Source organism: Vibrio sp. 10N.222.55.C6 (genome assembly GCF_041473395.1).
Lineage (GTDB): Bacteria > Pseudomonadota > Gammaproteobacteria > Enterobacterales > Vibrionaceae > Vibrio > Vibrio crassostreae_C.
In genome coordinates, this window is the sequence record NZ_JBFRSD010000001.1 from 288,777 (window position 1) to 312,758 (window position 23,982).

General features: G+C 44.9%; 17 protein-coding genes. 13 read left to right on the forward strand and 4 right to left on the reverse strand.

The features are described 5' to 3' along the window. Positions 1–17 precede the first annotated feature (17 nt). On the reverse strand, positions 18–920 hold the full coding sequence (locus tag AB4486_RS01210; protein ID WP_017061876.1) for a DMT family transporter: 903 nt from the start codon (positions 918–920) through the stop codon (positions 18–20). Between the two features lie 250 nt (positions 921–1,170). Between AB4486_RS01210 and AB4486_RS01215 the strand changes: the two genes are divergently transcribed. The 6 genes from AB4486_RS01215 (at position 1,171) to AB4486_RS01240 (ending at position 6,772) form a co-directional block, all read left to right on the forward strand. Continuing rightward, entirely contained in the window at positions 1,171–1,566 is a 396-nt protein-coding gene (locus AB4486_RS01215) for a DUF3302 domain-containing protein (RefSeq protein WP_017064245.1), read from the forward strand. Then, complete coding sequence (locus AB4486_RS01220; RefSeq protein ID WP_017064244.1) at positions 1,566–2,696, forward strand: HlyD family secretion protein; 1,131 nt, start codon at positions 1,566–1,568, stop codon at positions 2,694–2,696. The genes AB4486_RS01215 and AB4486_RS01220 overlap by 1 nt, the downstream gene beginning before the upstream one ends. Before the next feature lie 302 nt (positions 2,697–2,998). Next, entirely contained in the window at positions 2,999–3,547 is a 549-nt protein-coding gene (locus tag AB4486_RS01225; RefSeq protein WP_017066579.1) for an ECF-type riboflavin transporter substrate-binding protein, read from the forward strand. Positions 3,548–3,553: 6 nt separating this feature from the next. Then, complete coding sequence (locus tag AB4486_RS01230) at positions 3,554–5,248, forward strand: ABC transporter ATP-binding protein (protein ID WP_017064242.1); 1,695 nt, start codon at positions 3,554–3,556, stop codon at positions 5,246–5,248. Next, positions 5,245–6,084, forward strand: coding sequence for an energy-coupling factor transporter transmembrane protein EcfT (locus tag AB4486_RS01235; protein ID WP_017066577.1), 840 nt, complete (start codon positions 5,245–5,247; stop codon positions 6,082–6,084). The genes AB4486_RS01230 and AB4486_RS01235 overlap by 4 nt, the downstream gene beginning before the upstream one ends. Before the next feature lie 223 nt (positions 6,085–6,307). Next, positions 6,308–6,772 carry a TetR/AcrR family transcriptional regulator gene (locus AB4486_RS01240; RefSeq protein ID WP_017061871.1) on the forward strand — a complete coding sequence of 155 codons (465 nt, stop codon included), beginning with the start codon at positions 6,308–6,310 and terminating at the stop codon, positions 6,770–6,772. Between the two features lie 98 nt (positions 6,773–6,870). Here AB4486_RS01240 and glgB read toward each other — a convergent pair whose 3' ends face one another. From glgB to AB4486_RS01255, 3 genes are all read right to left on the reverse strand, one after another. After that, positions 6,871–9,051 (reverse strand): 1,4-alpha-glucan branching protein GlgB, encoded by a 2,181-nt coding sequence (glgB, locus tag AB4486_RS01245; RefSeq protein ID WP_017064240.1) that lies wholly within the window; start codon positions 9,049–9,051, stop codon positions 6,871–6,873. 174 nt (positions 9,052–9,225) lie between these two features. Then, on the reverse strand, positions 9,226–11,406 hold the full coding sequence (gene malQ / locus AB4486_RS01250) for a 4-alpha-glucanotransferase (RefSeq protein ID WP_017067441.1): 2,181 nt from the start codon (positions 11,404–11,406) through the stop codon (positions 9,226–9,228). A 185-nt stretch (positions 11,407–11,591) separates the two neighbouring features. Further along, the gene (locus AB4486_RS01255) at positions 11,592–14,045 is read right to left on the reverse strand and encodes a glycogen/starch/alpha-glucan phosphorylase (RefSeq protein ID WP_372116260.1); all 2,454 of its coding nucleotides are present in this window, start codon (positions 14,043–14,045) and stop codon (positions 11,592–11,594) included. A gap of 567 nt (positions 14,046–14,612) precedes the next feature. On the opposite strand from AB4486_RS01255, the gene malT reads away from it, so the two are divergent. The 7 genes from malT to sstT all read left to right on the forward strand — a co-directional run bounded on the left by malT (position 14,613) and on the right by sstT (position 23,817). Continuing rightward, positions 14,613–17,321 (forward strand): HTH-type transcriptional regulator MalT, encoded by a 2,709-nt coding sequence (gene malT / locus AB4486_RS01260; protein ID WP_102428529.1) that lies wholly within the window; start codon positions 14,613–14,615, stop codon positions 17,319–17,321. A 568-nt stretch (positions 17,322–17,889) separates the two neighbouring features. Next, entirely contained in the window at positions 17,890–18,810 is a 921-nt protein-coding gene (locus AB4486_RS01265) for a DUF368 domain-containing protein (protein WP_017064236.1), read from the forward strand. Between the two features lie 203 nt (positions 18,811–19,013). Next, a complete protein-coding gene (locus tag AB4486_RS01270) occupies positions 19,014–19,454 on the forward strand; it encodes a hypothetical protein (RefSeq protein ID WP_372116263.1) in 441 nt (146 codons plus the stop codon). After that, the gene (locus tag AB4486_RS01275; protein WP_004732104.1) at positions 19,451–20,047 is read left to right on the forward strand and encodes an SCO family protein; all 597 of its coding nucleotides are present in this window, start codon (positions 19,451–19,453) and stop codon (positions 20,045–20,047) included. The genes AB4486_RS01270 and AB4486_RS01275 overlap by 4 nt, the downstream gene beginning before the upstream one ends. Positions 20,048–20,132: 85 nt before the next feature. Then, complete coding sequence (locus AB4486_RS01280; protein ID WP_372116265.1) at positions 20,133–20,591, forward strand: copper chaperone PCu(A)C; 459 nt, start codon at positions 20,133–20,135, stop codon at positions 20,589–20,591. Positions 20,592–21,098: 507 nt separating this feature from the next. Continuing rightward, positions 21,099–22,163, forward strand: a complete 1,065-nt coding sequence (gene rsgA / locus AB4486_RS01285) for a ribosome small subunit-dependent GTPase A (protein WP_372116267.1) — start codon at positions 21,099–21,101, stop codon at positions 22,161–22,163. 439 nt (positions 22,164–22,602) lie between these two features. Next, positions 22,603–23,817: a serine/threonine transporter SstT gene (sstT, locus tag AB4486_RS01290; RefSeq protein ID WP_004732110.1), complete on the forward strand. Its 1,215-nt coding sequence runs from the start codon at positions 22,603–22,605 to the stop codon at positions 23,815–23,817. The last annotated feature ends 165 nt before the right edge of the window (positions 23,818–23,982 follow it).

A 23,982-nucleotide genomic window follows, 5' to 3' on the forward strand; every position in this document is an offset into this window, starting at 1 on the left:
TAGCTTAGGCCAACTGCTTATTGATAAAAGAACAGAGAAATACCAGCAAGGGCGGCAAGTGTGCCTATGATACTTTGCTTTGACACCTTCTCCCCTTTCAGCGCATAAATCACCAAAATAAAGACCGGGCTGGTCGCTATCAACGTTTGTGCAATCGCAGGGTTAGCATTCTTCAACGCCACTTGTTGAAGCCATAGAGCGAGAAACGTCCCGACAAAGATTGCTCCTAATAACCACAGTTTATCGAGCTTGGTCATTTCCCATAAATCTCTTTTTATCGATGAATACGGCTTCTTTTCAACGAAAGGGATAATCAGCATCACAGCAAACACGCCAATCGTCAGGCGAATCAAAGCACCTAACAATGGTGGAATATCACCCGCCACTAACGCGTAATGAGAAATAACCACACCAGATGCCTGACAGACACTCGCCACAAGCCCATAACCAATGCCACCCCACTGCGCTTTGTTATTCGATTCACCGCTCGCCGATTTTGATGGCTGGAAGACAACGAAGGTCACCGCTAGTGTTGTAATCACGACACCGAGCCAACTTTGCACTGTCAATACAGCGCCCAGGAACATTAATGCCAGCACACCAGAAAGAGGCGGGGCTAAAGATTCCAGTAACAGCGTCTTATTGGCACCGATTCTTTTCAACGCCGCAAAATAGGCGCTATCTCCAATCGCAATGCCAATCACACCTGAAATTGCCAATATCAGAAAATGGTTGGTACTCAGTTCAAACTCCGGCATCGGAATAAGAGGCATCACCAGCAACATCATCCCTGACGCCACTACACCCTTAACAATGTTCAATTGCATCGCAGAGAAGCGATGTCCAAATTGCCCATAGATCCATGTCGCACATGCCCACACAATTGCAGCGCCAATGGCCGCCAATTCACCTATATACATCCGTATTTATCCCTTGTGGTTATGCACGTCATTTAGAATCGTAGCTGTCATCATTTCAGCTGAAATACCAACCAGAAAGCCGAAATAGCCTCTTCAAACGCGATGAGATTTTATAAGATTCATCAATGCTTTTATTCGCATTAGAAGCGACAACACATTATTTTCAACTCGGTAAATCATTTTTATAACAATTACTTGGATGATAGCGTAGTATATTTATAACTAATATCTAACATTACAAGGATCTGTTATGTTTTTAGACTACTTTGCGCTCGGCTTACTTATTTTCGTAGCATTAGTAATCTTTTACGGCATCATCGTTATTCACGATATTCCCTATGAAATTGCGAAAGAACGCAATCACCCTCATCAAGATGCTATTCACGTCTCAGGCTGGGTTAGCCTATTCACTTTACATACTATTTGGCCATTTCTTTGGATTTGGGCAACATTATGGCGCAAAGATCGTGGTTGGGGCTTCGCTAAATTAGAAGAAGAACAACACGATATTCATCATCGCGTCGATATTCTCATCGATCAAGTGAGTACTCTTCAGGAAGAAATCGCACAGCTCAAGCAAGCAGGTGCTGAACAAAGCAGTCCAGAGAAAGAGACAAACAACGTTCAAGATCAGGAGGCTAAGTAATGGATTTACTGCTGATAATGACCTATGCGGCACTTTGTATCACCATTTTCAAGGTGTTCAATATACCGCTAAATAAATGGACAGTACCTACTGCCGTACTTGGAGGTGTGATCATAGTAGGTACCCTAATTCTACTAATGAACTACAACCATCCATTTACACAAATCGGTAACCAAGTTTACTCAACAACGCCAGTCGTTTCAGGCGTTAGGGGTAAAGTTATCGAAGTGCCTGTAGAAGCAAACAAACCACTGAAGCAAGGGGATATTCTTTTCAAAATCGACCCAGTTCCATTCGAAGCTGAAGTCGCAAGGTTAGAAGCTAAGGTAAAAGAAGCAAGCCAAGGTGCGCTTGGAATGGAATCTGAAGTGGTTGAAGCAGAGGCTGCAAAAATCAAAGCCATCGCGGAAAGAGATAAAGCTCAACGTGAGTTTTCTCGTTACAAGCGCGGTTACGACAGTGGCGCTTTTACCGAGCAGCAATTGGATACTCGCAGACAAGCTTACAAAGCATCGGAAGCGGCCGTGAAAGTTGCAGATGCAAACCTAGAACAAACAAAGATCGCCTTGGACTCTGAAATAGGTGGCGAGAATACAGCGGTTTTAAGCTTATTAGCTGAATTACGTAAAGCTCAGTTTGATTTAGAACAAACCGTGGTTCGAGCTCCCACTGACGGATACGTTACGCAACTAGCATTACGCCCAGGTGTAATGGCAGTACCACTTCCTTTAGCTCCCGTGATGACGTTTGTTCACACTGAAGCTCAGTTCTATACCGCTGCATTTAGACAGAACTCCTTACAACGCCTACAACCGGGTTACGAAGCTGAGTTCCTGTTTAGAGCATTGCCAGGAAAAATATTTAAAGGACGTATTGATGAAGTGATTCCAGCTATTGGTGAGAGCCAATTCCAAGCTAGAGGCGCGCTTCTAGGTACTGATGCGTTGCGTACTAGTGGTCGTGTGTTTGTTAAATTGAGCATCACTGATGACCTGTCTGACTACCATTTACCTATGGGTACCGCGGTTGAAGTTGCCGTTTATTCTGACAGCTTCACCCACGTTTCAATCATGCGCAAGGTCCTTATTCGCATGAAGAGTTGGCAAAACTATCTATACCTAGACCACTAAACGGTCAAAGGTACGTGACGAACCCGCTTAACACATTGTTAAGACGAATGAAAAAGTCAGACTCGCTCTGGCTTTTTTGTTGCTGGATTAACCGTAAAATTACGCTTTTTACACGATATTTAGGTGTTCAGATGGAATTTTAGACATCTAGACACTTACCTTCCCTTATGGAAGGGTTCTACTGTATAATGCGCGCCTTATTTTTTATATTTGCCCAAAAAACGTTCTCATTGAGACGCATATTAATAATGGCGAATATTTATTCTTTATTTTGCTTTATTTTTCAGAATTCGAGGTTATCTATGAACTTTTCAGCTAAAACAGTGGTCGTTATCGCCATTGGCGCGGCACTGTACGGCATTGGTGGTTTACCTATGTTTGGTGTCCCAGTGTTTGCTAACACGACATTGAAACCAGCAATGGCAGTTCTAGCACTGTTTTCTGTTTTGTTCGGCCCTATTGTTGGCTTCTTAGTTGGCTTTATCGGTCACTGGGTAACGGATCTGTTCGCAGGCTGGGGTGTGTGGTTAACTTGGGTTTTAGGCTCAGGTATCGTAGGCATGGTTATCGGCTTATTCCCGATGTTGACCAAGAACCGCCTTCAGCAAGGTGAGTTGCCTATGAAGGACTTCGCGCTGTTTGTGGTACTTGCCCTTGCCGGTAATGTGGTTGGTTACGGCTGCTCTGCATTCCTAGATACCATCCTTTATGCAGAACCGTTTACTAAAGTCTTCACTCAACTCTCTATCATTGCTGCGGGTAACACCGTTCTGATCGCTGTTGTTGGCTTACTGATCCTAAAATCAGTCGCTAAACGCAACAAACAAAGCCGTAACCTGACTGAGGCATAAGCGATAATGACTATAGCATTTTCGAACTTCTCTTTTAGATATGAGTCGCTGGATAAACCGACGCTAAAAAATATCAATCTAAGGATAGAGAAAGGAGAGAAAATCGTCATTATTGGACCAAGCGGTAGTGGTAAATCTACCCTAGGTCAATGCCTTAACGGTCTGATTCCTCATGCTATCAAAGGTGAGGTGACTGGCTCTCTAGAGATCAACGGTAAGAACATTTCTGATTTTTCTATGCACGACTATACCGAGCAGGTTGGCACAGTATTACAAGATACTGATAGCCAATTTGTCGGTTTGAGTATTGGCGAAGACATCGCATTCGCACTGGAAAATCAGTTAGTGTCGAACATTGATATGTACCCTCTGGTTAAGTCGACAGCAAAAATGGTCGACTTAGCAGATATGCTTGATCGCTCGCCACATGATTTATCCGGCGGCCAGAAACAACGCGTGTCATTAGCGGGCATCTTAGTTGATGACGTTGACATCCTGTTGTTTGATGAACCTTTGGCTAGCCTTGACCCGAAAACGGGTAAAGCGACTATCGAAATCATCGACCAACTTCATAAAGAAACCAACAAGACTATAGTCATCATCGAGCATCGCCTTGAAGATGTACTACATCGCGATATCGATCGAGTGATCTTGATGGAGCGCGGTGAAATTGTCGCGGACATGACACCCGATGAAATCTTAGCTTCTGAACTGCTTGAAACACACGGTATTCGTGAACCACTTTATTTATCTGCTCTGAAGGCAGCGAAAGCACCTTTGACCAGTGAAGATAAGCTATCAAACCTCAAAGCTCTCGATTACAAAAGATTCCGCCCTGCGGTTCAGGCTTGGTTTGCAGAGCGCCCGACTCCAGTTGCTGAGAAGCAGTACCAACCTTTGCTTGAGGTCCACGGCCTGACTTACTCTTACGATGGTGAAAAGAACGCTCTCGAAGATGTCAGCTTTAAGATTGGTAAGGGTGAGTTCGTTTCAATCTTAGGCAAAAACGGTTCAGGCAAATCTACCATCACTAAACTCATCATGGGTGTGATCGATGCCGATTCAGGCTCTTCCTATCTAAATGGTGAAGACCTATCTGAGCTTTCTATCTTTGAAAGAAGCCAGAAAGTCGGTGTCGTGATGCAGAACCCAAATCATATGATCTCTCATCATATGATTTTTGATGAAGTTGCATTCGGTCTGCGTAATCGTGGGGTTGCAGAGCAGGAAATCAAAGAGAAGGTGGAAAACGTTCTTGAGCTGTGTGGCTTGAGCAAGTTCCGCCACTGGCCAATCGAAGCGCTAAGCTACGGTCAGAAAAAACGCGTAACGATCGCTTCTATCTTAGTATTGGAGCCAGAGCTTCTGATCTTGGATGAACCAACAGCGGGTCAAGATTACCGCAACTACACCTCAATGCTGGCGTTTATCCAAAAGCTTAACCGCGAGTTAGGTATCACCGTCGTGATCATTTCACACGACATGCACCTTGTTCTAGAGTACACCACACGCTCAATTGTCATTGCTGACAGCAAGCTGATTGCCAATGCCGCGATGACGGAAGTATTCAGTCAGCCATCGCTGTTAGAACGCGCAAATCTTTGTACCACCAGCATTTATGAACTCGCGACTATGATGAAAATCGACGACACCAATGCGTTTATGCAGTACTTCATCGACTACGAGAGAAGCGCTCAATGAACGCATCAAAAGTAAAATTCGGCATCAATTACATTGATACAAAATCACCGCTTCATGCACTTAACGGCATCACCAAATTTGCGCTCTTCTTAGCTTGGGTAACCGTGGTCTTAACTACGTTCGACCTAAGATTGATTGCACTGCTTATTGTGACTGGTTTATACCTGCTAAAGCTGACCAATGTGCCTGTACGCGTGTACAAGCCTTTGTTATTAGGAACGGCGAGTGTATTAAGCCTAAATGCTCTGTTCATGTACCTACTGGCTCCACAGCAAGGTACTGAGCTCATCGGCAGCGAGACCTTATTGCTGACATTGCCGGGTAACTACTCGTTGAGCCAAGAGACTCTGTTTTACTTAGTCACTGTTACGCTCAAATACATGAGCATGTTCCCGATAGCGTTGATTTTTGTCTTCACAACGCATCCAACGGAGTTTGCTGCGAGCCTCAACCGTATCGGTGTTCCCTACAAGATCGCCTATGCGGTCAGCTTAACACTGCGTTACTTGCCAGAAGTTAAGAAAGACTTCATCAATATCATGCATGCTCAACAGGCTCGTGGTGTAGAGCTCTCAAAGAAAGCGCCTCTAATTACTCGAATCAAAAATGTGGCTAAGGTTCTAGGCCCGCTCATTTTCTCTAGCTTGGACCGAGCAGACGAGATCTCTAACGCAATGACGTTACGAGGTTTTGGCCGACACAAAGCTCGCACTTGGTATAGCTATGCACCTTTGAAACGTATCGACTTTGTTTGTTTAGGTGTCATCGCTTTTATCGTGGTGTTAGCCATTGCGAAACGCATTCTAGAGCCGCAGTTATTTTGGTATCCGTTCTAGTCATCTGAATTAGCATAGATAAACAAAGACTTTAAATAACACACCGCTCAATAGGGCGGTGTTTTTGTTTATGCCAAAATCTGATTGATAATTGAACCAATGACACAATACTGACTATATTTAACGATAAATTGACCAGTTATTTACCCTTGGAGTTTGAGATTTAATTCAGAAGCTCTTAATATACTCGTTTACAGAATGTTACACTCAATAGAGATTTGTAATGGCTCGAATTACTCAAGTACAGAAACTAGAAAATCAAAAAAACTACGATGAGATCGTACTAAACCTTTTTCTGGCTGAAGGACATGAAGCACTAACTTATGCAAGGATTGCTCAAGAGATTGGCATTAGTTTAACGACGCTTCAGGGCTATTATCCGTCGACCCGCGCTATTCGCTCAGTACTTCACGAACACATGCTATCGATCGTTATAGACAGTCTAGACTTTTCATCGGAAGCGCTTTTTATCCAATCTTGGCAAGCCGCTCTAGATAATGAGCAGTTTCGATACGTGATTAAATTGATGTTTTTCCATGCTTCGCAAATCAAGAATCCTGAGCAATTTAACCTCAGCTCGAACGGCGAATTTCGTGAAAAGATGTTGGACAGTTTCGGCAACAACTCAGTTCGAATCCTTGAAATGGTAGTCGGACGCTCAATGTTCTATCTCACCAACTTCAAGTAACGCTAACCAGCTTACTGAAATAGAAAAAGGGAACCCTAGGGTTCCCTTTTTTAGACTTTCAGAAAAGTGAGCAGCGATGACCTGCTCAACTTATAGACCTAATTTAGCTTGTAAAAAACGGTCGATAACGGCGGCAAACGCAGCTCAATCGATGTGTCTAGCCCTTCGCTTTCTACAGATTCAATCTCAGCAGTCTGCTTCACTTCAAAACCGCTGCCTGCATAGTCGACAGAGTCTGTATTCAACAACAATGCGTATTCACCTTTTGCAGGAACACCTAAGCGGAAATGCTCGTGAGGCACTGGCGTAAAGTTAGACACTATCAATACTCGCTCACCAGATTCACTGATGCGCTCGTGCGCAAGAATGCTCGCTTCAGCAGAGTCCTGTAGACGCCATTCAAAGCCTTTCGGATCAAAATCAAGATCGTGCATTGCAGCTTCAGAGCGGTACAGATTGTTCAGGTCTTTCGTTAAACGCTGAACACCTTGATGACGCTCGTAATCCAGCAAAAACCATTGCAGCTGGTCGTCATGGTTCCATTCAGCCGTCTGACCAAATTCTGCACCCATGAAGTTCAGCTTCTTACCTGGTTGCGCATACATGTAACCCATATAAGCACGTAGGTTTGCCGTTTGCTGCCATTCATCACCAGGCATCTTGTTGTGGATAGAACCTTTACCGTAAACCACCTCATCGTGAGACAGAGACAATACATAATTCTCACTGTGTGCGTAAACCAGTGGGAAGGTAATCGTATCGTGGTGATATTTACGGTTGATTGGGTCTTCTTGAATGTAAGACAAGCTGTCGTGCATCCAACCCATGTTCCACTTAAAGCCAAAACCTAAGCCGCCCATAAAAGTCGGTGCTGAAACACCAGGGAAAGCCGTTGATTCTTCAGCAATCGTCATCGCATTCGGAAAGTGTTTATACACTTCTTCGTTCATCCACTTAAGGGTTGCGATAGCGTCGTAGTTTTCGTTGCCGCCATCCGCATTCGGGATCCATTGGTCATGGCTACGCGAATAGTCGAGGTACAACATCGAAGCAACCGCATCAACACGGATGCCATCAATGTGGAATTGCTCGAACCAGTACAGTGCATTAGAAACTAAGAAACGACGAACATGCTCTTTGCCTAAATCGTAAATGTACGAGTTCCAATCTTGATGCCAACCACGACGTGGATCTGGATCATGGAATAATGGCGTACCATCGAAGTTTGCTAGGCCGTGATCATCACTTGGGAAGTGAGCAGGAACCCAGTCCAGAACAACGCCAAGACCCGCTTGGTGACATTGATCGACGAAGTATTTGAAATCATCTGGAGAGCCAAAACGGCTAGTCGGTGCAAATAGACCTACAGGCTGATAGCCCCAAGAACCGTAGAATGGATGTTCTGAAACTGGCATTAGTTCAACGTGCGTGTAGCCAAGATCCGTTAGGTATGGGATCAGCTCTGCCGCAAGCTCGCGATAATTTAAGAATTCACCTTCAGCGTTACGCTTCCAAGAACCTGCATGCAATTCATAGAACGAAAGCGCTTCTTTGCGCTTTTGCGTTACCGGGCGATTTTGCCATTGAGTATCTTGCCACTGGTAACGAGCGTGATCGTAAGTTACAGATGAGAACGATGGGTATTGCTCAGAGTAGAAACCCCATGGGTCAGCTTTGTGTGGTAAGCCTTCGCCATTTGGTCCTTTTAATTCAAACTTGTATTGAGCGCCTTCTTCCAGTTCAGGAATGAATAAGCCCCACATACCGTAATCTAGGCGTTGCATTGGGTGGCGGCGACCATCCCAAGCGTTGAAGTTACCCACCAAGCTTACCGCAGTTGCATGCGGTGCGTACACCAAGAAACGCGTACCTGAAATCGTCTGTCCATCACGCTCTAGCGTAATAAACTGAGCCCCCATGTGATGATACATATCTTTCGGTGTATGAAGATCTTCATAACTCGCGTACAGATCGTGGTACTGGTAAGGATCATCGATGATCTGTTCTACGCCAGCCCAATCAACCGCAAGCTTATAGTGAGTAAAACGTAAGTCTCTCTCTTGCTTAAGAATGAAACCACTTTCACCCTCTCGCGCTAACTCAATACGAGGTTCCTTTCCAACAATCAACTCGACTTTATCTGCCCCAGGAATCCACACACGTAATGCACCTTGCTCAGAAGGTAGGTATGGCCCTAAAAACGCGAATGGGTCTGTGAAACAAGCCTGTGATAGTTGGGTATATATTTGTTTTTGCTTTGAAATCGAACTTAGTTCCAAAACGTTTCTCCCTAACCAAACATCCAAAAAACATAATACAAAAATGCCCGCTATTAGTGCGGGCAATATAACGACGGTTTATTCTACCAGATGAGCATTCATTATTGAGTGACCGAGGTTGTAGTTTCGTACGGCGTAAGCAAAAAACCACCTAATTTCAAGTCACTCACGTCATTACTTACCGGCTTTTTCTCGAACGTCAGTCAGCTTAGAAGCGATACGATTAACGCCTTCGTGAGCAAATATTTCGTCCAAGTTCATTGATAGTTTACGACGCCAGTTAGGGTATTCATCAACCGTGCCAGGAATGTTTACTGGCTTGTCCATCTCTAGCCAATCTTCTAGCTGAACGCTCAGTAGTGTTGAACCACCAGCCGCTACGTGCAGTTGAAGTGCCTCAGCAAGGTAAGAGTCCATCGGTACTTGGCTCGCATCGCGGCCCACACCTTCTGGTAGGAAACCATGCCATGCTACTGAATCTAAGATACCTTGCTTGCACTCTAGGCGGTCATCGAACAAGGTTTCTAATTGTTCTGCATCTGGGTATAAGCCAATCTCTTGGCCCATTTTCAGGTCATCACAGTGCCAGAAGCCACGAAGCGTTGGCATATCGTGAGTACACAGTGCCGCCATCGATTGTGATGCGTAGTGTTTTGGTGAGATGAAACCACCGTCATCTTCTGATGTTTCGAAGAAGAACACTTTGTAAGAGTGCACGCCAGCATCTGCAAGGATGTCGACAATCTCATCCGGTACCGTTCCTAAATCTTCACCGATAACGCTACATTGGTAACGGTGAGATTCAAGCGCCAGAATAGACAGCATATCTTGTACTGGGTAGTAGATGTACGCGCCCTTAGTTGCGTTCTCACCCTTTGGAATCCACCACAAGCGCAGTAGACCTAAAACGTGGTCGATACGCAGTGCACCACAGTGCTTCATGTTGGCACGAAGTAGCTTGATGTAAGCGTCGTAGCTTGTTTCTTGAAGCACTTCTGGGTTTAACGGAGGTAGACCCCAGTTCTGACCCAAAGGACCAAGAATATCAGGTGGAGCACCAATGCTCGCATCCATCACTAGGTTGCCTTCGTCAGCCCAAGTCTCGCTGCCTGAATCTGCAACACCTACCGCTAAGTCACGGTACAGGCCAACAGCCATGCCCTTCTCTTCTGCAAGAGACTGTGCATCGTTGATCTGGCAATCTGCTAGCCATTGCAGGTACATGTACAGATGAACGTTTTCTAAGTTCTCTTTGATGTATTTCTGTGTCGCTGGGCTGTCGAATGTACGGTACTTCTCAGGGAATACCGGCCATCCCCACATGCCAGAATCTTCTGCATGCAGTTCACCATGTAGAGCATCAAACGCCGCTTGATGCATCAGGCTATCGCCACCCTCTTCTACGAAGGCTAAGAACGCTTGTGCACGGTCGCTGTTTTTGTCTAGATGACGAGTCTTAAATTCTGCGAATAGCAGAGGCAAGATGCTCATCTTAAGCTCAGACACTTCGGTGTAGTTTACCCAGTGTGCTTCACGCGCTTTTTGTAGACGCTGTTGGAACTCTGCGCTGCCGACTGTTTGTTGTGCTTCTGCACTTAGTGCAAATTCAGGAACTGAACTCACATCAATGTATAAGATGTTCAACCAGCGACGAGAAGATGGGCTATATGGGCTCGCACCTTCAGGGTTCGCAGGGAACAATGAGTGAATTGGGTTTAGACCAACGAAGTCACCACCACGAGAAGCGATATCCGCAACAAGCTGTTTTAGGTCTCCGAAATCACCAATACCCCAGTTATGCTGAGTTCTTAGGGTATAAAGTTGAACACTGGGTCCCCAAAGCTTTTTGCCTTGCTCGATTGGTGACTGCTTGAAACACGCTTTTGGCGTAATAATCAGTGTCATCTCGTAAGGCTTCTTACGGCGCTTACGGCTCACAATGAGCTTGTGATAACCCCATGCCAAATCACTTGGCAATGCAAACACTAAAGGGCCACCCTCGGCACGCTCGTCACGAATGACTTGAGATTGAAGATAGCCTTCAAGTACCTCTCCTTGCTCGGTTTCTAAGCGCCAGCTGAACTCACTTTCACGAGCACTTACACCTAGATTAAGCGCCACTTCTACTGGCTCACCGTCACGCAAGACAAGAACTGGGTCTAGTACATCTTTTTTGTGTTTTCTTTCTGCTGACTTAAGCAGTGCATCATCGCTGCTTGTATCGTAGCCCAACGAAGCCAATAGAGACGTGATCGTCTCGTCTGATACTTGTGCTTCATCGCCCCACGCACTAACGTAACTGTCGGCAATGTTTGCCATTTCTGCGACTTGTTTTAATACGGTCTGTTCTTTCATCGCTCTCTCCGAAAACGTTCTGACGCTTTCTATTTTGTAGGGTTGTTAATTTAATTTTTACTAATCAATTAGCTTGTGACAATCGGTTTGTAAGCAGCTTGTTTATAAACGAAACCTTTAAGCCTTTCGTTTGCTCACAAGCTAATTGAGCCAAGGCAGAAACTGCCTTGGCTACTTTGGAAGTATTAACGGTTAACCGCTTCAAGTTTCCAGATGTTGTTCACGTAGTCGCGGATAGAGCGGTCTGATGTGAACTTACCAACCAATGCTGTGTTAAGAATTGCTTTCTTAGCCCAACCTGCTTGGTCGTTGTATTGCGTGCCCATGTCTTCGTGCGCTTTCACGTAAGATGCGAAGTCAGCAAGACATAGGTAAGGGTCACCACCGTCTAGCAGGCTATCAAACGTTGCACGTAGAAGGCCTGGTTGACCTGGAGTGAACTCATCGCCAGTCAGTAGGTCTAGAGATGCTTTCAGTAGTGGGTCTGCATTGTAGTAGTCGTATGGGTTGTAGCCTTGAGCTTTCAGAGCTTGAACACCATCAACGTCTAGGCCGAAGATGTAGATGTTTTCATCACCCACTTCTTCACGAATCTCAACGTTTGCACCATCCATCGTACCGATAGTTAGCGCGCCGTTTAGAGCCATCTTCATGTTGCCCGTACCAGATGCTTCTTTACCCGCTAGTGAGATTTGCTGAGAAACGTCTGCTGCAGGGATGATGATTTCAGCCATGCTTACACGGTAATCAGGGATGAATACCACTTTCAGTTTGTTGCCAATGCGAGGGTCGTTGTTGATCTTCTCTGCAATCTTGTTAACCGCGAAGATGATCTCTTTCGCTAGGTGGTAACCCGGTGCTGCTTTCGCTGCGAAGAAACATACGCGTGGCTCACACTCGAAACCAGGTTCGTTAAGAATACGGTGGTACAGAGATAGAATGTGTAGCAAATCTAGGTGCTGACGCTTGTATTCGTGAAGACGTTTGATTTGCACGTCGAAGATAGCGTTAGTATCTAGCTCGATACCCATGTTCTCTTGAACCCAATCAGCAAGGCGCTGTTTGTTTTCTTTCTTAACAGCCATGAATTCTTTTTGGAATTTCGCGTCTGTTGCAAACTTAGCGATGCCTTCAAGCTGCTCTAGTTTTGCTGGCCACTCAGTGCCGATCTTGCCAGTAATTAGCGTAGATAGGCCTGGGTTACAGAACTTCAACCAACGACGTGGCGTGATGCCGTTCGTTACGTTAGTCAGTTTGCCAGGGAAGATTTCGTTGAACTCTGGGAACAAGTCTTTCTTAACCAGTTGAGAGTGAAGCGCAGCTACACCGTTTACTTTGTAAGAGCCAATCACACATAGGTTTGCCATGCGAACCATGCGGTGGAAACCTTCTTGGATGATAGAAAGCTTCGCTTGCTTCTCACCGTCACCAGGCCACATCTTGCGAACTTCTTGCATGAAGCGGTGGTTGATTTCAAAAATGATTTCCATGTGACGTGGAAGAAGACGTTTGATCAAAGATTCAGACCAAGTCTCTAATGCTTCTGGAAGTAGTGTGTGGTTCGTGTATGCGAACGTATGAGCACTGATTTCCCATGCTTGATCCCAAGTTAAACCTTTTTCATCGATCAGAATGCGCATCAATTCAGGGATAGCGATAGTTGGGTGCGTATCGTTCAGTTGAATCGTTTCTTGCTTAGGCAGATCTTCTAGAGAGAAACCTGCTGCTTCGTGACGACGTAGAATATCGCGAACCGATGCTGCTGAATGGAAGTACTGCTGCATTAGACGCAGTGTCTTACCTTTCTCGTGGTTATCGTTCGGGTAAAGAACCTTAGTGATGTTACCTGCATCGATTAGCGAGTGTTGCGCTTCGAAGTAATCACCGTTGTTAAAGCTTGCTAGTGAGAATGGTGCAATTGCCTGACATTCCCAAAGACGCAGCGGGTAAACCGTGCTTGACTCGTAACCTACGATTGGTAGATCCCAAGGCATTGCTTTTACTTCCATACCTGGAACCCAAGTACGTACTTCTTTACCGTCGATGAATTCAACGTCTACATGACCGTAAAAACCAATGTGTTGTGCTAGTTCTGGACGAGCTACTTCCCATGGGTAACCTTCAACACCACGCCATGCGTCAGGTGCTTCTTGCTGACGACCGTCTTGGAAAGACTGCTTGAATAAACCGTATTCGTAGTGAAGACCGTAGCCTACTGTTGGGTATTCTTGAGCGGCACAAGAATCCATGAAACAAGCAGCTAGACGACCAAGACCACCATTACCTAGTGATGGATCGCGTTCTTCTTCTAGAAGGTCAGTTAGGTTTTGACCTAGCTCTTCCATTGCATGAGTGATCTGTTCGTATAGACCCATGCTGATCAGGTTGTTACCTGTTAGACGGCCAATCAAAAACTCAAGTGATAGGTAGTTAACGCTCTTAGCGTTCTTAATTTTTTCATCATTTTCAGTTTCTAGCAGGTCAAAAGTCGTTAGCTCTGCAAGAGCACGACCCATTGCTAGATACCATGAACGGCTGTCTGCTGTTTCAACGGTTGTTGCGTAGGTTGCAGATAAATGTTTCTTAACACTCTCTTGGAATGACACTTTATCGAAAGTTTTTTGCTGAGTTGGTTTCATTTCAGAAATCTCGCTTTTAATAGTTCTAATTCATCTGTGACATATCGTGCATGGTCACCATAAACTAAACATCCTCCCGCTAATGCAACTGACTAGGAGTAGATGGGAGGGCGTAGGGGGCGTACCGACTTAGGGTTAGTGATCTGACTCTCATGTTCTGACTGAGAACAAAAACTTGGAGTGACTAAGATCACAAGCTCCCGTTCGATAACTTAACTTCAATTGATGTGACTTTTATTTAACCAGATTAAAGTCATTGTCAAATCTGATACTCAGATCACGAAAATAATTTCCAACTCTCATCTTTTGCATAGATTCCCGTGTAGGGATGAACGAAGTCACATTCACAAACCAACCCGCAACGTGAGCAAAGTCTCAAATAAAGGGCGTAGACACCCAAAAACATGCAGGAGCGCAAGGTTTCTGAGGAGGATCATAGTCGGTGACGTTTGGCTTCACGTAATATGAGTAAAGACTTAAGTAATTAGGCTAATGTCATTGGAGTGCACTCAACGATAGATTGGGATATTCCAGAACATAGCCACGGAATAGGTGTAAAACTTCGATATGTGGATCCCTTCGAAACTGACTCGTCCCGGCCGCTTACATAATGCAATCCTACGACCTAGGGTTCTCGATCTGCTTCACAATGCAGATTGCTATAAGCTTGTGTTGTTCCGCTCTCCAGCGGGCTACGGCAAAACCACCATGGCTGCACAATGGTTGGTAGATAAACCCAATGTGGGTTGGTACAGCATTGATGATAGCGACAACGATGCCTTCCGCTTTATCAACTACCTACTTCAATCACTTAATAAAGCGACTCAAAATGCCTGTCCGAATGCCCAAAAGCTGGCAGAAAAACGACAGTTTTCATCGCTGCATTCTTTATTAAGTGAAGTATTTGCCGAGATGTCGGAATTCCATCACGAGTGTTTTCTGGTGTTGGATGACTATCACTTGGTCAACAATGACGACATCCACGAAGCCATGCGCTTCTTCCTCAAACACATGCCCGATAACCTAACGTTGGTTGTCACCAGTCGTGGTACGCCACCACTTGGTACAGCAAACCTGCGCGTTCGTGACTTAATGATCGAATTAGGTAATGACTCGTTGGCGTTTGATACCGAAGAAACCACACGCTTTTTCAACCAACGCGTAGCCGACGGCATTGATGACACGACGGCAGATAGCATTTGTAGTTATGTAGAAGGTTGGCCTTCTGCACTGCAACTTATCGCGCTACAAGCACAACACCAAAAACGCACTCTTGCACAGTCCGCAGAGTCGTTCTCTCACTTTAATCACGCCCATCTTTGGGACTACTTGGTTGAAGAAGTATTCGACCTGCTAGACAAAGAAACCCGACAGTTCTTGATGCAATGTTCCGTGCTTGATCACTTCAACGATGAACTTGTGTGTGCACTTACACAGCGTGAAGATGCGTTAGGTATGATCGAATCACTCAACCGTTTTGGTTTGTTCATCTACCCGCTTGAAGGTGAAAAAAACTGGTATCGCTTCCATAACCTGTTTGGTGAATTCCTCGCACATGAGCGCCAAGCTCGAATTCCTCAGCAAGAAGCAGAACTGCATCGAAGTGCTGCAAAAGCGTGGATCAAACAGAAAACGCCTCATCAAGCACTACGTCACGCACAGCGCGCTGAAGATCCAGAACTGATCATTCAAATCCTGACTGAACACGGTTGGCCGATGTTCAACCAAGGTGAGCTGTCGTCACTAGAGATGGCGATCAAGCAACTGACTACCGACCAACTTTACAGTGAGCCAAAGCTTTCGATGTTGCGTGCTTGGCTTGCACAAAGTCAGCACCGTTATGACCAAGTGGGTACTTTGTTGGAAGAGGCTGAGACTCAATATCAAGCTCGAAACATTGAGCTCGATACTCAGCAGCAAGGCCAATACAACGCCTTGCGCGCCCAAGTTGCCATCAACAGCAATGAGCCTGAGAAAGCATTGGAATTGGCTGAGCTTTCGTTAAGCCAGCTTAACACAACCGTTTATCGTAGCCGCATTGTTGCGACCTCTGTTGTCGGTGAAGTAAACCACGTAATGGGCAACCTGAGCCGTGCTTTGCCTATGATGCAGCAAACTGAAAAGCTTGCACGTCAGTATCAAGTTTACCATCAAGCTCTGTGGGCGATTCTGCAACAGAGCGAAATCCTGATTGCTCAAGGTTATGTTCAAGCTGCGTTTGAGCTACAAGACAGTGCATTCAAATTGATCGAAGAGCATCAGCTGCAATACGTACCTCTGCACGAATTCTTGCTGCGTGTTCGCGCTCAGATCTTCTGGTGTTGGAACCGACTAGATGAAGCGGAAGAGTGTTGCTACAAAGGCTTAGATATCCTTGGTCACCACTCTCCGAGTAAACACCTGCACAGCTATTCTATGTTGGCTCGTATTTCATTGAGCCGTGGTGAGATTGATAAAGCGTCGAAATTTATCGACCAGATTCAGCACCTATTGCGTCAATCGACTTACCACGTAGATTGGACGGCAAATGCTTCTCTTTCTTTGATTCTGTTCTGGCAAGTAAAAGGCGATAAAGAGGCGATACGTGATTGGCTGAGTGTGGCGGTTCGACCTGAATCGGCAAGTAACCACTTCTGCCAACTTCAGTGGCGAAACATCGTTCGTGCTCACATCATCCTTGAGCAGTATGAAGACGCAGAAGAAGCGCTAACTTTCCTTAAGAGTGAAGCCCAGCGTTCGCACCTGATTACAGACACCAACCGCAACTTGATCGTTGAAGCCGTGTTACGTACACAAATTAACGATGAAGACAGCGCACGAGTACTGCTTGAAGAAGCGCTTCATATGACTAACCAAACCGGTATGGTCGGTAACTTCTTAGTCGACGGTGGGACTATCGGGCATATCTTGGATAAGTTGAGCAACAAGCCTGGCTTAGGTGATTTAGAACGTCACCGCGCGCAACAAATCATGAAGGATATCTCCACGACCCAACGCAGTCGTTCGGTGCATTTCGATGAAGACTTTGTTGAGAACTTGGTTAATCACCCGAATATCCCTGAGCTGGTGCGCACTAGCCCACTCACTCAGCGTGAATGGCAAGTGCTTGGTCTGATCTATTCAGGATTCAGTAATGAGCAGATCGCTCAAGAACTCGATGTAGCGGGTACCACGATCAAGACTCACATCCGTAACCTTTACCAAAAACTCAATATTGCTAACCGTAAAGAAGCAATCAGCACAGCGGAAAACTTGCTGCAGTTGATGGGGTACTAAAACGGATTCGAGATTGATTCGAGAAAACATAAGCTAGTCACCGATGGTGGCTGGCTTTTTTTTCATCTGAAGTTTAGAACCTAAAAATGTAGGAATGGGAAAAGTAAAAAGACGATCACCAAACGGCAGGCAAAAAAATAGCCAACCGCAATAATCGCGATTGGCTCTATATATTTGTGAACAAATCATAGGTTCACTAACAACGTCAGTTGGCTAGGTGACCCTCGGCTTAAGAAGGGTCAATGTATATAATGCAGTTAGCGTGCCAACTTTTATTCGACGTTTTATAAGCCCTGCATCGCATAAAAACCATGAATTTGTCATGCGAATTGCAAAGTGCATTTGCATAATGCAACCAAGATGCAATATCGATAAGAGATCAGTTTCATCGCTGCTCTTAATGACAAATCATTAAGTGGTTGTTATCTAAATGTTAGGCAAATATTCACTTCAACTTATTGCCTTACAATTAATAGAGTAATAAAAGCCCTTCCCCAAAAGCATATTCATACTTTTTTTACACTAAAGTTTGTATACTGCACAAAATCATCCTCAACTCTATGAAGCAATGAACTACTTAAGTACTTTTTTCAAAGGCATGGCTATGGGCGCAGCAGACGTTGTTCCTGGCGTGTCGGGCGGAACCATCGCATTCATCACTGGTATCTACGATACGCTGCTAGAAAGCATTCGCAGAATTAACCCTAGCGTACTTGGCTTATGGAAACGCGAAGGCTTCAAAGCCGCGTTTAATCACATCAATGGTTTCTTCCTAATTTCACTGTTCGCGGGCGTATTCACGAGCATTGCGACATTCGCAAAATTGATTTCTTGGTTATTAGTCACCCACCCTGTTCCACTGTGGTCTTTCTTCTTCGGCCTGATCTTGGTCTCGGTTTTCCATATTCTTAAGCAAGTAGAGAAACGCGATATGATTCGCTTCGTGTTTTTGCTGCTTGGCGTTGCTTTCGCTTATAGCATTACCGTGCTTAAACCGCTGCAAATGGAACCAACCAGCATCAACGTATTGATTGCGGGTGCGATTGCTATCTGCGCGATGATTTTACCCGGTATTTCAGGCAGCTTTATTCTGCTCCTGATTGGCATGTATGGCCCCGTGCTTGGCGCCGTTAAATCATTTCAAGTCGATGTACTTGCGCTATTCCTTGCGGGCTGTGTGATCGGACTGCTGACTTTCTCACATGTACTGTCTTGGCTATTGCGTTCATTCCGCGACTTCACATTGGTATTCTTAACCGGTTTGATGATCGGTACGCTGCCTAAGATCTGGCCTTGGAAAGAGACCATCAGCTGGCGCACAAACTCAAAAGGTGAACAAGTTCCTCTGATTCAAGAAAACCTATCACCGTTTGATTTTGAAGCGGTAACCTCTCAGCCTTCTCAGTTGGTCATGGCGATTGTGATGATGTTTGCTGCGATTGCATTGGTTTTAGGCCTGGAGAAGTTCGCAGAGCGTAACGCTGACTAATCATTCAACGTATTTCTGGAACATGTTCAGAATGGATAGAACTTAGAAATACTAAGCTCACATATCTATTAAACAGACAAAAGCGAAGCCAATGGCTTCGCTTTTTTAGTTCTACCATACGCACAAAATTGCTTTTTGATACAAGCACGTATTGAGTGGTGTGATACCATCGCCGTTCTTATAAAATCAAATGAGAACACGACATGCACCCAGCATTAAAGGTTGCTGCGCTCGGTATTGCGCTGGTCGCTGGCTTTTATGGACCACAGGCAGTCGAGCAATTTAAATCGGTAGTAGAGAGCCACTCTCCTGACGTCAACTTAGATGACTACTGCATGCTTTCAACAACATGGTGTGAGCAAGACAGCGTTGCTATGACCCTTGAGCATGAAACAGCTCAACCTCTAGTCCCAACAAAAATCAAAGTGGTGTGGGAAGGCGCGGCCTCTGAAACCTTGATGCTATCGCTGACCGGTTTAGAAATGGAAATGGGATCAGCGCGTTTTCAATTAAAGAGCATTGGCAACAATACCTATGAAGGTGATGTGATTTTACCTGTATGTACTTTAGATAAAATGACATGGATCGGTGAACTCACTGATGGTGTCGATACTGTAAACCCTGCAATAAGGATGGCAAGATGAGTAGAAATTGGTCGTTAGCATTGGTTGTCGCTTTTGTACTTGGCTTTGGTGTCAAAAGCTATCTTGATGGGCAAAACGAAGTTCAAGAACAACACGCTGCAAAACAAGAGTTCTCCGCAACGACTCTTTTCGGCAAAGACAACCAACCAACGGAAATCTTTGACCAAACCGATGACAGAATTCGTATCGTTTACTTCGGTTTCACACGCTGCCCAGATGTGTGCCCCACTTCTTTGGCTATGTTGGCCGGAGCACTTAACCAAGTCTCTGATGAAGCAAAAGCCAAGATTCGCCCGATGTTTGTCTCTCTCGACCCTGAGCGTGATGCAGCAGAGGCCTCATACGAATACGCACAATACTTCCACCCAATGATGGAAGGATTAAGTGGTCCTTTGGATGTGACAACCACGCTTGCACACAACTACGGTGTTATTTTCAGAAAGACCAAGCTGGAAGGTTCAGAGTTGGAATACACCCTTGACCACAGCTCATATTTTTATTTTTTAAAGCCCGACGGTACCTTGATTACCAAAGTGCCGCATACGTTAACGCCAGCACCAATTGTTGAGGCTATCAACAAGCTGACGCAGTAAAACGTAAAAACAAAGAACTTAACTAATAAAGTTCGAACAAAAAGTCAGGTCCCAGACCAAAAACATAAAAATTAAGGACAACAACATGAAGTTAAAAGCACTTGCTCTAGCAGGCTTATTGCTAACCCCTTTTGCTCAGGCTAGTAGCGATATTATGGTTCATGACGCGTACGCTCGTGCAACCCCGCCTTCAGCAGTGAACAGCGCGGTGTTCACGACTCTGATAAACCACAGCGATAAAGATCGCGCTATTGTTTCTGCAACAACACCTGCAGCAGGTAAAGTAGAACTTCATGATGTAATCATTGATGGCGATGTTATGAAAATGCGCCAAGTTCAAGAAATCACCATCCCTGCAAACGGTGAAGCGTTACTTAAACCTGGCAGCCTACACATCATGTTGTTCGACCTAAAAAGTAGCCTAAAAGAAGGTGAGCAAATCGAGATGATACTGACCTTTGCCAATGGTGAAACACAGACCTTCGACGCACCAGTGAAGAAAGTGATGAGCGGCATGAAAAAGATGAATCACGACCATCATTAATCGTATTCACAATTGATAAAATAATTTAAGCCACGATGACTTCTCGCCATCGTGGCTTTTTGTTAAACTGAGCGCGCTTTTTATTCAAAGCCTGAACACATTAATAAACCAAGGAGAATAGAAGATGATTGTAATGAAAACACTAAAACTGGCAGTAAAAGTAACGCGTTAATTTGTTTGGTTAATCAAACTTTAATCTCGAACTACCAACATTAAGCCATCAGCTGGCTACCGCACACTTTTACCCGGTTTACTGTTGATCGTAAGTGATCAATATCTGCATGCCTGTAAAGCATGACTCAAATCCGGGGTCCTATCGATTTTGAATTCGACCCAAGCTCAAACATTTTTGACGTCTCGACGCTTTTTGAACTGACCAACGCTTTTCGATCTCATCGACAACCTGAGATCTTACAAGACGTTAATGCTCTCATAAGACTTTAATGCACTGATAAGACTTTAATGCTCTCACAAGAAAAGAAAGCTCGCACGTCTGGGTAAATAGACATGAATTCACAAAACGCATTTTCTCATCCAATGTCACTTCAACAACTTGGATGGCAACCTGTATTCCAACAACAACTGACACTCGAAGACTATGACCAATCCGTCATTGCTCGCATTACCGCGCACCATCGCAGCGGATATACGCTTGCGTCAGAACAAGGCGAAATCGTTCTACCCGTTCATCAAAACCAACCGGCAATGACGGTTGGTGATTGGGTGATGTTGAACTCTGATCTGCAATTCGACCGCTTACTTGAGCGTCAGTCGCTCTTCAGCCGTAAAGCAGCAGGCAGTCGCGTAGCTGAACAATATATTTCAGCCAATATCGACACCGTGTTTATCGTGGTCTCGCTAAATAATGACTTTAATCTGAGCCGCATCGAACGCTATCTAGCACTCGCCAATGAAGCACAGGTTGAAGCGGTTATCGTACTTACCAAGAAAGATTTGTGTGACGACTACCAAGACAAAGTACAGCAAGTGCAAAGCCTAGATCCGATGCTGATGATCGAAGCCGTTAATAGCCTAGACCAAGACTCTACTCAAGTATTGTCACCTTGGTGTAAAACAGGCAAAACCGTCGCTTTGATGGGTTCGTCTGGTGTCGGTAAATCGACACTCGTGAACTCGCTACTTGGTGAAACTCAACAAGAAACGGGCGGTATTCGTGAAGACGACAGCAAAGGCCGTCATACAACCACGTCACGATCTCTCCACTTGCTAACGTCGGGCGGTTTATTGCTCGATACTCCTGGTATGCGAGAGTTACAACTCGCCGATTGTGCTGAAGGAGTAAGTGAAACCTTTTCTGATGTGGAAGAGTTAGCGATGCATTGTCGCTTTTCTGATTGCAGCCATGAGTCAGAACCAGGATGCACAATACGCAAGGCCATTGAAAGCGGTGAGCTTTCTGAAAGACGATTCTCTAACTATGAGAAGCTACTCAGAGAGCAAGCAAGAAATGGAGCCTCATTGGCAGAACAGAGAGCGAACAGTAAACAGCTTTCTAAAATGTACAAAACCGTGCAATCAGAGAGCCGTAATATCAAGAAATCGTCTAAATAGCCGATTATTGGATTAGGTTTACAACACGTAAATAAGCCCCATGTCCCTATCGCGTATTAGCTCATTAACTCATGAGCTCTTTAACGCATTGGGCTGGGGCTTTTTGTATCAACAGGTCTTCTTTATATCAACAGGAACCCAATGGGATCATTTCTGCACACAATGATCTTGCTAATCGACTCTGACGGCACCAGAACCAGAACATTGACCCGAATGAGTATTATCATGCAGATTTATATCTCAACAAGAGTACAAAAATTTAACATTTAGCTCTAAAAACACCACGTAGCGCAAACAATCACCCTAAAAGTAAACTATTCCTAGACACCCTCTTAGATCCCGCTAATATGACCGCCCATTCCACTAGTGTATAGTTGGATTTGGTACAACTTTATAAAAAAATACATCACTATAATAAATTAACAATTGCAGGTATTTTATGCAAAATCACAACATGCTCGCCCGCATCGCTCGTGGAAATCTCGTTCTACAGATCCTTGCTGGTATTGTTTTCGGTGTCGTTCTCGCCATGGTTTCTCCTTCAGCAGCTCAAGATGCAGGCCTATTAGGTAGTCTGTTTGTTGGTGCTCTGAAAGCTGTTGCCCCAATTTTAGTATTCATTCTTGTTGCAGCTTCTATCGCAAACCAAAAGAAAGGTCAGCATACTCATATGCGTCCAATCATTGTGCTTTACCTGATTGGTACGTTCTCAGCTGCACTGACTGCTGTAGTACTGAGCTTCATGTTCCCAACCACTTTGACACTGGTTGCTGGCGCTGAAGGTGCTAACCCTCCTCAAGGTATTGCAGAAGTTCTTCATACGCTTCTATTCAAGCTTGTAGATAACCCAGTTAGCGCACTAATGAACGCGAACTACATCGGTATTCTTGCTTGGGCTATCGGTCTTGGTCTTGCACTGCACCACGCATCTGCAACAACCAAAGCGGTTTTCGAAGACCTTAGCCACAGTGTTTCACACATTGTTCGCTTCATTATTCGTCTTGCGCCATTCGGTATCTTCGGCCTTGTTTCGACTACATTCGCAACAACGGGCTTCGATGCACTAGCAAGCTACGGTCAACTGCTAGCGGTTCTACTAAGCTCAATGCTGATCATTGCTCTTGTCGTTAACCCACTGCTTGTCTTTGTAAAGACAAAACAGAACCCATACCCACTTGTACTGCAATGTATTCGTGAATCTGGTGTAACGGCATTCTTCACTCGTTCAAGCGCTGCAAACATCCCAGTGAACATGAACCTTTGTAAGAAGCTAGAGCTAGATGAAGATACTTACTCTGTATCAATCCCTCTAGGCGCAACCATCAACATGGCGGGTGCTGCAATCACCATCACTGTGTTAACGCTTGCAGCTGTACACACAATGGGTATTGAGATTGATATCTTCACTGCGATTCTACTAAGCCTTGTTGCTGCAATTTCAGCATGTGGCGCATCAGGCGTTGCCGGTGGTTCACTGCTACTGATTCCTCTAGCTTGTGGCCTATTCGGTATCTCAAACGATGTAGCGATGCAGGTTGTAGCGGTTGGTTTCATCATTGGTGTGATTCAAGATTCTGCTGAAACAGCGCTTAACAGCTCAACTGACGTCGTGTTCACTGCGGCTGTATGTAAAGCTGAGCAAAACAAAGCTTAACAGCTCTTGGTATTAGGCTTTAGCTCTAAGCTCTAAGCTCTAAGCTCTAAGCTCTAAAAGCAAATAGCACACAAATAAAAAGGGAAGCATTCGCTTCCCTTTTTTGTTGTCTTGGTTTTCTAGATTACGGCTAGGAGCTATATAGATTTATAGCTTTATAGCTTT